A 14,329-nucleotide genomic window follows, 5' to 3' on the forward strand; every position below is an offset into this window, starting at 1 on the left:
CGGTGCCTGCTCGGCGCGATCGCTGAGAGACGCGAACGCGGTGCGGGCCGGCCATGCGACTGGCGTGGTGCATTGGTTCATGGGTCAGGCGTTCCCTCGGCGGACGTAACCTCACCCCAAGCCCTCTCCCGGGGGGAGTGGGGCGCGAGGCCGTTGGCGGAACCTTGTTCTAGCGCGTCATTGGACAGGCCATCTGTAGGCTTGCCAGTGAACAAGGCGTCCAGGGCGTGCACCAGCGCTGGTTCGAAGCGCCAGGCGTAGATGCCCGGTGCCGGATCGCCAAGCGGCGCGAGCGCACCGCCGGCGGTTGGGGCGCCAGCGTTCCGCGCGGAGTCGGGTCTGTCGCCCGTGGAAGCGCGGGTGGGTGCGGACGTGCGCTGGCCCGCGATGGAATGGCCAAGGGTTTCGGCACCGGATTCCGACCCGGCAGCTGCCGCATGACGCCCGGCATCCAGGCCGCGACAGAACAGATAGCGCACGCCGCCGAAGTCGCGGGCGTAGTCGTAGGCCTCGCCCAGGCGGAAGCGCAGCCAGCGGTGCAGGGCCACGGTGTAGATCAGCGCCTGCAGTTCGTACTCGCTATGCGCCATGGCCCGCGCCAGGGCGGCGGCGGCGTAGCTGGGCAGGCGGTTGGATTTGTAGTCCAGCACATACCAGCGCCCGTCCACGCTGTAGGTGAGGTCGATCAGGCCGGTCATCAGGCCTTCCAGGCGCTGGCGCGCGCCGAAGGCCTGGCGGTCGCCGACCACGCCAAACCGATGCAGCAAGGCGAGCAACGCATCGACGCGGGTGGGCCGCATGGCGAAATGGAATTCCATCTCGTTGCGGCGCTGCAGTTCGGGCACGTCGGCCAGGCGGGTGCCTTCGGGCAATGCGACGGTGAGCGTGTGGCCGATCAGCGCGGTGAGCATGCGCAGGCCGTCGTCGAGGTCATCCTTGGCGTAACCGCCGCGTTGCAGGGCCTCCAGGATGGGTGCGGCCTGGCCGTCGGGCGCGGGTTGGCCCGGTCGCCAGGCCTGCCAGGCGGCGAAGTCGCAACGTTCGAACACGTCGTGCATCACCACGCCGAAGCGGTTGCCGGCAAAGCGCGGATCGAACGGTTCGGCATCGGTGGCAACGGCCACGGCAACCGCCTCGCTGCCGGACGGTTCATCGCTGCCGCCGCTGCCGACGACGGTAGCGCTGGCCATCGGGTCGGTGGCCGCGCCGGCATCGGCGTTGGCCAGCTGGGTGAAGCTATACACCCACCACTCGGGTGCGATGTGACGCTGCGGATTACGCGCGAGCGGCACCTGCGCCTCGCTCGGAGCCGGCAGCCCCGGCAGGTGGGCCGGCGGCGTGCTGGTGTCCACCACCACGGTGCCCTCGCCCGCCGCGCCCTGCAGCGCATCGAGCGCACGCAGCATGGCCGACAACGCGGTGCGTTCGTGCTGATGGAACGGGCCGCTGGCGATCCACAGCGCGTGCTCGGCGCGGGTGAGGCCGACATAGAGCAGGCGCGCGTCTTCGGCACGTTGTTCCTGCTTCCAGGCGGCTTCGGCGGCGCTCCAGCTCGGGTCGTCGCGCTCTGTCTTCCAGTGCAGCTGACGGCCGAGCTCCGGCGCATGCACCACGCAATGGCGGCCGGCGCCCTTGTCGCTGCGGCCGATGCCGATATACGGCAGGAACACCAGCGGATATTCCAGGCCCTTGCTCTTGTGCAGGGTGACGATCTGCACGCGGCGCGCATCCGATTCCAGCCGCAATTGCTGGGCTTCGTCGTTGTCGTCGGCATTGGCGATGCGCCGCGACAGCCAGTCGACCAGGCCATGCGGGCCGAGTGCGCGCGCATCGGCTTCCTGCAGCAGTTCGGCCAGTTGCAGATAGTTGGTGAGGCGGCGTTCGCCATCGACCAATGCGAGCAGACGTTGCCCGTGCGTGGCGCCGAGTTCGCCGATCAGGGCGAGCGGGCCGCCGCGCTGCCAGCGTTCGCGCCAGTCCAGCGCCTGTTGCTGCCAGCGGCGGTGACGCTCGCCGTCGCGTTCAAGTGCGGCGATGGCGATGGCGTCCTCGCCGATCAACACCGTGGCCAAGGCGGCGCGCAGGCGGCTGTCGTCGCCCGGGTCGAGCAAGGCCTGCAGCAAGGCGAGCAATTCCAGCGCCTCTTCCGTGGCGAACAGGCTTTGCTTGCCGGCGGCCACCGCCGGGATGCCCACCGCGCCCAGCGCCTGCTGGATGCGCGTGGCCTCGCCGTGGCTGCGCACCAGCACGGCGATATCGCCGGCCTGCACCGGGCGGCCGCACACCGTGGCCGTGCCGTCGCGGCCACCGGCCAACCAGCCGCGGATCGCTGCAACGCAGGCGGCGGTCGCCAGCTCGCGTGCGCGGCCGGCGCTCCAGGGCTTGGGCTTGCCTTTCGCAGGCGGCGGCGGTTCCGGCGCGCGCCACAGGGTCAGTGCGGGCGCAGTGACGCCCTCGCATTGCAGGTCTTCATCGACGCGCTTGGTACCAGCCCGCACCGGGTGGAAGGCAATGCCGTCGGTGAGAAAGGCCTCGGCGTAGCCGGCCTGTGCGTACAGCGCGTCGATGGCCGCCAGCACGCCGGGGCGCGAGCGGAAGTTGTGGCTCAGCGGCGGCGCCGGTTCGGCGGTGACGGCCGCGGCCAGATAGGTGCGCACATCGCCGCCACGGAAGCCATAGATGGCCTGCTTGGGGTCGCCGATCAGAAACAGCGCCGGTTCCAGCCCTACTGCTTGTGCGAGTGGGCCTTCGCCGAACACATTGGAAAAGATCGACCACTGGCGGTCGTCGGTGTCCTGGAATTCGTCCACCAGCGCGATGGCGTATTGCGTGCGCAGGCGTTTGACCAGGGCGTCGGCCTGTGCGCCCTGCAATGCGTGCGCGACGCCATCGACCAGGTCGTCGTAGGTCTGCACGCGGCGTTGCCGCTTGAGCAGCGCCAGCCGTGCGATGGCATCGTCGCGCAGCGCGTGCAGCAGCGCGACACGGCGACGGCTGCGCCACGCTTCGACACGCGCCAGCGCGGTGAGATAGCCATCGATCTCGTGGCTCATTGGCGAGGCCGGCGTGCGATCGACAAACTTCTTGTTGGTGCCGGCGGCCAGCTCCGCGGCGGTCAACTTGAGCAGTTTGGCGTGTGGCGCGGTGTTGGACGATGGCGCGGCAGCAAAGTGTTCGAACCAGTGCCACAGCGATGCCAGCCACTCGGGTTTGTAGCTGACCTTGCTCAGGATGCCGCCCTCGATGGCCGACATGATGGCGTCGAAAAATGCGGTGCCATGCCTCTGGAATGCGTCAGCCAGTGCGTTGGCCGCCACGTGCACGGCCTGCAGCAAGGCGGCCGCATCGTCGGTGGTTGCGGCGGCCGCCGGCAACAGCGTCGGGTGCCGCACCAGCGCGCGCAGATCGCTGGCCAAGGCCTCGGGGCCGCCCGACCACAGGGCGATGAGATCTTCGGCCATCACCGCATCGGCGGCGCGCTGCCGCCACAGATCGGCCGCGACTTCGCCGAGCAATTCGCGATCGTTGGCGAGCAATTCCGGCGCGGCGAACGCCTGCCCGCTTTCCAGCGCGTGTTCGCGCAGCACGCGCGCGCAAAAACCGTGGATGGTGAACACCGCGGCCAGATCGATTTCTTCCACCGCCTGCTGCAGGCGGCGACGCAAGGCGGCGGGCGTTTCGCTGGCGCCGGCCAGATGCGTGGCGAGGATGGCGCGGGTGAGCAGGATGTCGGGGGTTTCGTGCAGGAGCCGACCTGGCCGCGACGGGTCGTCGGCGAGGTCGGTCGCGGCCTGGGTCGCTCCTACAGAAGCCGGTGGGGCGTCGGGCGACTGGATTGCGGACGACTCGCTCGCGGCCAGGTCCGCTCCGACGAGAGGCGATGGAGCATCGGGGACCAGGTTTGCGGCCAGCACCAGGCGTTCGCGGATGCGGCGGCGCAGCTCCTGCGTGGCCGCTTCGGTAAACGTCACTGCGAGGATCTGGCCGATCCGCAAGCGGCGTTCGACCACCAGCCGCGTGAACAGCGTAGCTAGCGTAAAGGTCTTGCCGGTGCCGGCGCTGGCCTCGATCAGGCGCACGCCGTGCAGCGGCAACTGCAGATACGGGTCGGTGACGGGGCTGATGCTCATTCGGCATCCTCCTGTGCGCCGTGCCAGTGTCGCCAGCTGTCGATCACGCGCTCGGTCTCGAGCGGCGCGCCGGTGTACCCCTGTTCGAGCAATGCATACACACGATGGCTGGTGGTGGCGAACGCGGCGAAGCGTTGCGCGTCGGCAAACGGGTCGCGGCCGCGGGTGACCAGGCGCAGTTCCGGGCTATGCGATTCGCTCCAGCCAAAGCCCGATTGCCATTGCCCTGCCGCCTCCTTGATGGCCTTGTCCAGGTCGCCGCCGCGCGCGGCCTGGTGATATTTCCAGCTGCTGTACGGCGCGAAGGCCAGCGGTGTCTGCAGGCCCTGGCGATACAGCTGCAGCAGCTCGGCCAACGCTGTCTGCGCCTGCGTTTGCGACAGCGGTTGTGCATCGATGGGATGCGGGCCCAGGCCGTCGTCGTGTTCGAAGAAACGCACGTATGGCGCGTGTTCGCCGGCGGCGCGGAGCAGCAGCCATTCCAAACCATGACCAATAGCGCTACGGCCGCTGAGCGCGCCGACCTGCACGCGCCCCACGCCGCTTGCGTACCAGCCCGGAAGACGGCCGTGCAGTTCGATCTCGCCAATCTGCACCTGCAGCCGGCGCGACTGGGCCGGGGACTGGCCACGCCACTGCCGGAATGCGTCGGCATACGGGCGCAATTGCGTCACGCGCTCGTCGAGCTGGCGCCGCCCCAGCGGGCCGGACGGCAGCAGCGCACGCGCGCGCAGACGCTCGTACAGGTGCTCGGTGTCGCCGGCCAGGGCGGCTTCGAATACCTGCTGCTGCAAGCCGTATTGATCCAGCCCACGCGTGGGTGCGAGCAACGGTTCCAGATCGCTGTCCTCGCCGGCCGGATCGGGCAGGCGCATGCCCAACCGATGACGCAGGAACTGCCCGGCCGGATCGGTCAACAAGCGGCGCAGCGCGTCGATGGACATGCTGGTCGGCAAGGCGATCTCTTCGGCCGGCAATGCACCGGCCACCCACGGCGCCAGCGGCTGCCGCTGGCCGACCAGGCTGTCCACCGCCGGCCGCCATTGCCGGCGATAACTGAAACGGCGCGGGTCGGCGCCGTCGTCGCCCAGCGCACCGAACGCAGCAGCGGCGAATGGCTGCAACGGGTGCCGCACCACCAGCGTGTCGAGCGCGTTGCTGGCGGCGTGGTACTGCGCAGCGCTTGCCAGCAATTCGCTGACCAGCACCGACGGCTCGCGCACGCTGCCATCGCGCGCATCGGCACCAAGATAGCTGAGATAAAACACCTCCTGCGCGGAGGCGAACAACTGCAGGAACAGGAAACGGTCGTCCTCGCGCGTGGAACGGTCGCCGTGCCGGCGACGCTCGGTGCCCAGTTCTGCGGTGAGGCGATTGAGCCCGGCGGCCGGGTCGCGGCGCGGGAAGTCGCCGTCGTTCATGCCGAGCAGGCAGATCACGCGGAACGGCAGCAAGCGCATCGGCACCATGCGCCCGAAACTGATGCCGCCGGTGAGCAGCGGCGCACGTGTATCCGATTCGCCCAGCACCGCGGCAAAATGCGCACGCACCACCTCGGCCGGCACCTTGCCGGCGTACTCGGCGCGTACCGCATCGCGGGCAAACTGGTCGATCAAGGTGCGCAAGCGATCCAGTGCGCGTTGCGCGCGCGGCGCCGTCGGCGTGGTCGGCATCAATGTCTCGAGCAGGCCCAGCAAACGCTCGCGCCACTCGACCGGTGTCATCGCCTCGGCCAGCGCGGCTTGATGCCGTTCGAGCACGCGCAACAGTCGCAACAAGGTGTCGAGTGCGGCCAGTGCGCTGCCTTCCAGCTGCGGCCACGGCGCCACCCCATCGATGTCCTCGTCGGCGCCGCTGGCATGGCCGAGCAGCAGCCGATCCAGCGCGAAACGCCAGGTGTAGGCATCGTCGCCCGGTGCCTGGTGCTGGCGCCGGTGCGCCGCATCCAGGCCCCAGCGCGCGCCGGCGGCGTGCAGCCAATTGCGCAGGCGTTCCAGCCCGGCTTCGTCCAGGCCGGCGGCTTCGGCGATCGGCGCGCTGGCCAGCAGGTCGAGGATTTCATGCAGCCCGAAACGCGCGATCGGCAAACCGAGCAAGGTGAGGAACACTTCGGCCAGCGGTTCGCTCGCCAGCGGGCTGGCATCGGCCAGCGCATAGGGCAGCGCGTCATCGTTGCCATGGCTGCCGAACACCGCGTCCAGATACGGCACGTACGGGTCGATGTTGGGCGACAGCACCGCGATCTCGCGTGGCTGCAGGGGCGGGTCGAAGCGCGCGTCGTCGAGCAGCGCGCGCAGCTGGTCGTGCAATACCTGCAACTCGCGCAGCCGCGTGTGGCAGGCGTGCACCTGCAGGCTGGGGTCGTGCAGATTCACCGCCGGCAATCGCGCGTCGGCTGCAGGCCCGCGGCGATGGAACAGATCGCTCTGCATGTGCCGCAACAGGCTGTCACCCAGCCCGCCATCGGCCAGCGTGCGGCGACCGGAGTCCAACGGGTCGGCGTAGGCGGCAATTTCCGCCAGCGGGTGCACCACTTCGTAATCGCCCACCAGCGCCATGAAGTCGCGCCCGGCTGCGCCCCAGGCCTGCAGCAATGGGTTTTCCTGCACCTGCTCGGCGAACAGTTGCATGGCGCCGTCTTCGCGCCGGCGTTGCCGCAAGGTCTGCAGGTCGCCCCAGTAGCCCTGCGTCGGAGTGGGCAGATAGAAGTGCAGCGTACCCACGCGCGCCTGCGTGGCCAGCACGCGCAAGACGTCCGGCGAGATGTTCAAGATGGCGAACGCGAACACGCGCGGCGGCAGGCCTTGCGGCAACGGACCATCGGCACGCGCGTAGCGATCCAGATACTGGCCGATGCGCCGTGCGCGGTATTGCCGGCCGGCGGCGATGCTGCGCCACAACCGTGCCTGCGGGTCGTCCGGGTCAGCGCCCCCTTCCCAGCGCAGCAGCCAGTCGCGGCGCCATGCCTGGTATTTTTCGAACACGCTGGCCAGCTCGCCGGCCAGCGCCCACGGCTTGAGCGCATCGCCGTCGGACAGATAGCCGGCCAGTGGCGCCAACGCAGCATCGCTGCCCAGGTCCGATTGCAGGGCCGCATACAACCGCCACTGCGTGGTGGCCATGTCCAGGTCGTCGTCGGCCGCGCCGAGGTTGCGCTCCAGCGCGCGCGCGACGAATTCGCCGGGCGTGAGAAATTCCAGATTCGCCGCAACACCGTGCTCGGCCGCAAGCGTGGACTGCAACCAGCGCCGCATCGCCACCTGCGGAATCAGCACCACCTCCGGCTGCAGCAACGGCTGCCCGGGCATCGGCCGGCGCAATTCCTGCGCGAGCAAGGCGGCCAAGGTATCCAGCGCATTGGATGGATAAAGACGGAAATCGGGCGCGGAAGTGGCGTGCATGCGTGGCGCATTGTGCCGGATGCGCGCGTGAGGCGTTGTTTGCCGCCGTGTCGGCGCCGAGGTGGCCACGCTGAGGCGCAAAGGCCGCACGGCATCGCGCACCGGCGCTGCGCGAAAGATGCCGATCGACCGCACGTCCCGCTTCAACGACTGCGATCAGGCATCACACCGCATGCGACGCACTGCCATCGTCACGCGCAAGCCCTGGAACCGCCAAGCGCCGCCCTGCACCGCGCAGATACGCAGCATCGCCACCGTGCGTACCCGGCGACGCGCTCGCCCTCAAGGCGATGGGCCGGGGTATTCGCCCGGCCCATCGCCTTGCATGACTGCATGGCTTGCAACCCGATCAGTATTTCTTTTCCAGATTGATCATCCAGGTCTGATCGTTGTTGCTGTCGCCGTCGGTGATGCCGCGGTATTCCAGCCGCGTCGACAGGCCCTGTTCGGTCAGCAACGCCGCACCGATGCCCACCATCAACCGGTTGCGGTCGAACGCGCTCTGCGCAGTGCGATAGAACGGGCCGCCGGTGAGGTCGGCGTAGCTCAGGATCGCATCGCCACGGCCCTGGAAGTCGCGCTGATACTCCACGCGCAACTGCGGGGTCAGCCGTCCCCAGGCAACCTCGCGACGCCATTCCAGACGCAGGCCGAGATTTCCGGTGGTGGTGGCCACATCCATGTCGGCATAGCGCAGCGCGAACGGTGCCACGCCTTCTTCCACATAGCCGTCCAAGGTGGCGCGTGCCACATCCACACGTGCGTACGGGGTGATCTGCAGCGTGCCGCGTTACAGGTCGGCGCCGGTGGACAGCGAGGCGATCCACTGCTTGCCGTCGCGGTTGCCCTCGGCCAGCGAGCTGTCATCGGTGACGAAGCGGCGCAGGTCGTAAGACAGCAGCTGGTAGCCGACCAAGGTGTCGAAGAAGAACGCCTTGCCCGGATGGAAGCTGGCATACAACGCCATCGTGTAGGCGGTGGCCTTGCTATGGCTGCCGTTGCTGCCCACATCGCTGTCGTCCCGGCCCCAACCCAGGCCCGCACCGATCGCCAGCGACGGCGCAACACGGTAGTCGGCACCCACGCTCAACCCATCGGTCTGGAAATCCACACCGTTGCTGTTGGTCTGCCGGTTCAGGCTGCCCGAGCGGATTGCGCCGCCCACCCACAGCCCCAGGTCGCCCTGCGTCTGCGCGCTGCTGCCGGTGCTGCCGGTCGCCGCGGGCGCATCGCGGAAGTCGTTGTCGGCGTCCTGCGTGTCCGGGCTGCACGGCTGCGCACTGATGCCGCGGTCGGCCTGGCGGCAATGCGAGGTCGGCTGGAAGCTCACTGCGTTGGTGAAGCTGCTGCCGCCGCGATGCGTGGCCTCCAGACGGCGCTGGAAGTTGTCGATCTGCGCCCGCGCAAAACGTCGCGTGGACTCGGACTGCGCATCGATCAGGCCACGCACTTCCGCATCCACGCTCGGGTCGCGCCGTGGCGCGATGTTGAACACCACCGTGGCCGGGGCCGAGGTGGCGAATGCGTTGGACAAGGTGAACTGCACCGTGGCCTGGCCAACGAAGGCCGGGTTGGGCGTAAAGGTCAGCGTAAAGGTCGGCGTCTCGGCCATTGCAGTGGCTGCAGGCGACAGGCCGGAGGCACGCGCCGCCGCCGCACTGGCGGTGCCGCCCACGCGGGTGATGGTGGCGGTACCGGCCGAGGCCGGCAACACCGCAACCACCGAAGCAGCCACGAACGGCCCGCCGGTTGCGTTACGGGTGATGTCCACCTGTTGCGCTTCGCCCGGCACTGCCGCTGCAGTCACCGACACCGCCACCGGCCGCACGTTGACCGTGATGGTCAGCGTCACCGCTGCCGAGGTGCCACCTGCGCCGCTGGCGGTATAGCTCAACACGTCGGTGCCGGCAAAGCCGGCGTTCGGCGTGTAGACCACTTCCAGCCCGTTGACCACGGCCGTGCCGTTGGTGGGCGCGCTGGCAATGGCGATCGCGGTGATGCTGCCGGTGTCGTTGGCGGTGACCGCTGCGGTGACGGCGGTGTCGGTCATGGTGGCGGCAACATCGGCCACCGCCACCGGCGCTGCATCGTTCACCGTGAAGGTGTAGGCCTGCGTGGCGCTGGCGTTGCCCGCATCGGCCACCGCAATGGTGAAGGACGAGGTGCCCTGTACCGTTGGCGTGCCCGACAGCGTGCCGTCGCTGGCCAGCGTCAATCCGGCCGGCAACGCGCCACTGGCGATGCTGTAGCGGTACGGTGCAATGCCGCCGCTGGCGGTGAGCACCTGGTTGTAGGCGGTGCCACGCACGGCCGCCGGCAAGGTGGGCTGCGCCAGCACCAGCGTTGCGGCATTGATGGTCAGCGAGTAGCTCCGGCTGGCCTGCGCGGCGGGGCTGGGCGTGCTGTCGGTGACCGTCAGGGTGAAGGTGAAGGTACCCGACACCGTCGGTGTCCCGCTGAGGCCGCCGGTTGCAGCGTCCAGTACCACGCCACCCGGCAGCGCGCCGGCGGTGACGGCATAGCTGTACGGCGCAGTGCCGCCGGTGGCCGGCGTGACGGCAGCCGCATAGGCCTGCCCGGCGGTCCCTGCAGGCAAGGCGGATGCCGGCAACACCAGGTTCGGGCCAGCCACGGTCAGGCTGTATGCCTGTGTGCCGGTGAAGCTGTTCGCGTCGGTGGCCTGCACGGTGAAATTGAACGTGCCTTCCACCGTTGCCGTGCCGGACAAGGTGCCGTTGCTGGCCAAGGTGATCCCGGCTGGCAATGCACCGCTGGTGATCGCGTAGGTGTAGGCCGCCGTGCCGCCGCTGGCAGTCAACGTCTGGCTGTAGGCCGTGCCGCGCGTGGCGCCCGACAACGTGGTCGGCGCTACGACGACTTGCGGGGCAGCAATGCTCAGAGAATAGCTGCGCGATGCCTGCGCTGCGGGGCTTGGCGTGCTGTCGGACACCGTCAGGGTGAAGGTGAAGGTACCCGCCGCCGTCGGCGTGCCACTCAGCCCGCCGGTGGCCGGATCCAGTGCAATGCCTGCAGGCAAGGTGCCTGCGCTCACTGCATAGCTATACGGCGCAGTGCCGCCGGTAGCCGGCGTGATCGCGGCTGCATAGGCTTGCCCAGCCGTGCCTGCCGGCAACGCGGATGCCGGCAACACCAGGTTCGGGCCAGCCACGGTCAGGCTGTATGCCTGTGTGCCGGTGAAGCTGTTCGCGTCGGTGGCCTGCACGGTGAAATTGAACGTGCCTTCCACCGTTGCCGTGCCGGACAAGGTGCCGTTGCTGGCCAAGGTGATCCCGGCCGGCAATGCACCGCTGCTGTAGGGCGCAATACCGCCGGTGGCCGGCGTGATCGCGCTCGAATAGGCCTGGCCCGCGGTACCGGCCGGCAGCGTGGTGGCCGGCAGGATCACGGTGGCGCCGGCCACGGTCAGTGTGTAGGCACGGCTGCCGCTGGTCGGCGTCCCGCTGTCGGTCGCGGTTGCGGTGAAGTTGAAGCTGCCGCTGGCGGTCGGCGTGCCGGACAGCACACCGCTTGCGCTCAACGTCAGTCCGGCCGGCAACGCGCCAGCACTGACCACGAAGGTGTAGCCCGGGGTGCCACCGCTGGCGGTCAGCGTCTGGCTGTACGCGCTGCCTGCAGTTGCTGCGGGCAGCGACGCCGGCGAGATCGTCACCACCGCATCATCGTTGAGGATGGTGCCGGTGCCGGTGGCGCGGGCGATGGTCGCATTGCTGGCGCCGGACAGGCCAACGCTGAAGGTTTCGTTGGGCTCGACCGCGGTATCGCCATCGACGGTGACCGCCACGCCTTGCGCGGTCACGCCCGGCGCGAAGGTCAGCGTGCCGGAGCGCGCGACATAGTCGCTGCCGGCGGTGGCGGTGCCGTCGGCGGTGGCGTAGTTGACCGTGACCGTCTGCCCGCTGGCAGCGCTCAGGCTCACCGTGAAGGTGGCCGTGGTGGTGCCGCTGTTGCCTTCGTTGACGCTCACATCGTCGATCGACAGCGCCGGCTGCGCGTCGTCGTTGACGATCGTGCCCAGGCCCTGCCCGTCACTCACGGTGGCACCGGTGACGTTGCTGACGTTGACGAAGAACGTTTCATTCGGCTCGGCCAGCGTGTCGCCGTTGACCAGCACGGTGAAGGTGGCGCTGCTGCTGCCGGCGGGGATGGTCCGCCCGGTCAGACTGGAGGCGACATAGTCCACACCCGCAGTGGCGGTGCCATCGGCAGTGGCGATATCGAAGCTGACGCCGCCGGCGCCGGCCGGCGCGCTCAACGACACGGTGAAGGTGGCATTGGTGGTGCCGGCAGTGCCTTCGTTCACCGAGACATCGTTGATCGACAGCACCGGCAGGTCGTCGTTGAGAATGGTGCCGGTGGCGCTGTTCGGCGAACCGACCGTGTAGCCACTGCCGGTGTTGAGGCTGATCACCACGGTTTCGTCGGGCTCGACAGTGGTGTCGGCGGTCGGATTGATGGTGATGGTGCCGGTGGTCTGGCCGGCGGCGATCACCAGCGGCGAACTCACCGCCGTATAGTCGGTGCCCGAGGTCGCGGTGCCGCTCACGCCAAAGCCGATGGACAGCGCCGAAGGGGACGGTTGGTCCAGGGTGACCGTGTAGAGGAGGTTGGTGGCGCCGTCCTCGGTCACGCTGGCCGGGGACACCGCGATCGAGGCGACGGGAAAATCGTCGTTGACGATGGTGGCGGTAGCGCTGGCGGGGCTGCCGGTGGAATAACCGGTGCCGCTGGCGACGCTGAAGGTCACCGTTTCGTCGGCTTCCACCGTGGTGTCGGCGATCGGGGTGACGGCGAAGCTGGCCGAGCTGGTATTGGCCGGCACCACCACGCTGGTCGCGGCGCCGGAGTAGTCCGTGCCGCTGGTCGCGGTGCCGCTGCGCGTCAGGTTGACCGTGGTCGCCGAGGTGTTGGTCTGGCTCAGCGTCACCGTGTAGACGAAGGACGTACCGCTGTCCTCGTTGGCGGCGGACGGGCTGACCGCGATGCTGGCCGTCCGCGAAGGGTTGATGGTGATGTTGAAGACGACCTGGCCGTTGTCCTGGTCCAGAAGATAGAACGAGTCCGACGTCGCGCCGTCCCCGTTGTTGGTGTATGTCACCCGCTCAGTGCCTGCGCCATCGAGCTGACCGGTGAGGACGTAGCTACCGTGCGACGGTTGTGCACCATCGCTCATGCCGAAGTTGTCGGGGCCATCGCAGTTACTGACGTCGAACGTCACCGACCCACCGGAATTGACGGTTGCGCTCTGTGGACTGGTGCAATAGGCGGCCATCGCGACATGAGAGGTCGCCAACAGCATCACCGCCATCAGCCAACGTAGGGCCAGGCGCACGCTGCCCGCGCCGGTGCAATTCGTATACATCGTGTTATCCCCTTAGACACGCCACCCCGATGGCGTCGGCAACGGTCCTGGTGCCTCAGCTCAGCGCTTCGATGCCTTTCATGGCATAGCTCTGCGCTGCCGTACCATTTGAACAGGAACTGACTGCCAGTTAAAGAACAAAAAATTAATACTTCATCCCAGTTCTGGTGCAGCGCGGCTTGCCGCGCCCCTGACTGCCGGGTATCTCTAGAGGACCCCCCCGACATCTGGTCGACGGGTCACTTACGCAGGAGATCTGGATGAGCGAGTTTTTCATTGGTCAGATCATGCTGAGCGGTTATGCGTTCGCGCCGAAGTACTTCGCGCAGTGCAATGGGCAATTGCTGCCGATCAATCAGAACCAGGCCCTGTTCAGTCTGCTTAGTACCCGTTTCGGCGGTGACGGCAGGACCAACTTTGCACTGCCAGACCTGCGCGGTCGCACGCCGATGGGCTATGGCCCGTCGGCCGATCCGAGCTGGCAGCCGTCTGCGCTGCCGATGGGTCAGGCCGCTGGCGCGGAGACGGTGACGCTGGTGAGCGACAACCTGCCTCCGCACACACACCTGATGGATTGCAGCAGTGGCAACGGCGACAACCGGGCGCCCTCCGGTCGCCTGTTCGCGAACAACGTCGTCAGTCCTGGTCCGGGAACGCCACACGCGCTGTACGCCGCCCCCGGCGCGATGGTGCCCCTGGCGCAGTCCACCATCGCCAACAGCGGTGGCAGCCAGGCGCATCCAAACGTGCAGCCGTACACCACGATCAATTTCTGCATCGCGCTGTCCGGCATCTTCCCTTCGCGCAGCTAGGCGCATCCGCATTCGGGCGCCCAGCGCGCGTCAGCGCGCGCGGCGCCTCATCGACCAGGAAGCATCTCATGGGTACTCCCTTCATCGGCGAAATCCGCATGTTCGGCTTCGGCCGCACGCCCCAGGGCTGGCAGGCGTGCGACGGCTCGTTGCTGCAGATCTCCGAATACGAGCCGTTGTACGTCCTGCTCGGCACCGCCTACGGCGGCAACGGCACCAGCACCTTCGCGGTTCCGGACCTGCGTGGCCGCCTGCCGATCCATCAAGGCCAGGGGCCAGGCCTCGGCAACTACGTGCTCGCCCAGAGTGCCGGCACCGAGACGGTCACGTTGACCGATCTGCAGATGCCGGCGCATACGCACACTGCGCAGGCCACCACCGCGGCGGCGACTGCGCCGGCGCCTGCCGGGCTGCTACCCGGCGCGGTCAATGGCGCTGTGTTCTATGCCAACGACCTCACCGGCGCCAGCATGGTGGCGATGTCCGGGCAGAGCACCTCGTACGCCGGCGGCAACCAGCCGCACGACAACACGATGCCGACGCTGACGGTGCAGTACTGCATCGCCACCACCGGCATCTTTCCGCAGCAAGCCTGATCCCATGCGC

The 14,329-nt window shown here is 68.4% G+C and carries 4 protein-coding genes and 2 pseudogenes; 2 read left to right on the top strand and 4 right to left on the bottom strand.

Annotated features, from left to right (window positions below; all coding sequences use genetic code 11):
- Positions 1-77 precede the first annotated feature (77 nt).
- The 4 genes and pseudogenes from recB to J7360_RS21675 all read right to left on the bottom strand — a co-directional run.
- On the bottom strand, positions 78-4,130 hold the full coding sequence (gene recB / locus J7360_RS16500; protein ID WP_209034277.1) for an exodeoxyribonuclease V subunit beta: 4,053 nt from the start codon (positions 4,128-4,130) through the stop codon (positions 78-80).
- Complete coding sequence (recC, locus tag J7360_RS16505; protein WP_209034279.1) at positions 4,127-7,531, bottom strand: exodeoxyribonuclease V subunit gamma; 3,405 nt, start codon at positions 7,529-7,531, stop codon at positions 4,127-4,129. The genes recB and recC overlap by 4 nt, the downstream gene beginning before the upstream one ends.
- 349 nt (positions 7,532-7,880) lie before the next feature.
- Positions 7,881-12,329, bottom strand: a pseudogene (locus J7360_RS16510) (putative Ig domain-containing protein).
- Between the two features lie 18 nt (positions 12,330-12,347).
- Positions 12,348-12,911: pseudogene (locus J7360_RS21675) on the bottom strand (hemagglutinin); the annotation flags it as partial.
- A gap of 260 nt (positions 12,912-13,171) precedes the next feature.
- On the opposite strand from J7360_RS21675, the gene J7360_RS16515 reads away from it, so the two are divergent.
- Positions 13,172-13,723: a tail fiber protein gene (locus tag J7360_RS16515; protein WP_007968272.1), complete on the top strand. Its 552-nt coding sequence runs from the start codon at positions 13,172-13,174 to the stop codon at positions 13,721-13,723.
- Positions 13,724-13,791: 68 nt separating this feature from the next.
- Positions 13,792-14,319: a tail fiber protein gene (locus tag J7360_RS16520; protein ID WP_007968270.1), complete on the top strand. Its 528-nt coding sequence runs from the start codon at positions 13,792-13,794 to the stop codon at positions 14,317-14,319.
- The last annotated feature ends 10 nt before the right edge of the window (positions 14,320-14,329 follow it).

The organism is Xanthomonas sp. D-99, from assembly GCF_017746145.1.
In the GTDB taxonomy this organism is placed as follows: domain Bacteria; phylum Pseudomonadota; class Gammaproteobacteria; order Xanthomonadales; family Xanthomonadaceae; genus Xanthomonas; species Xanthomonas cissicola.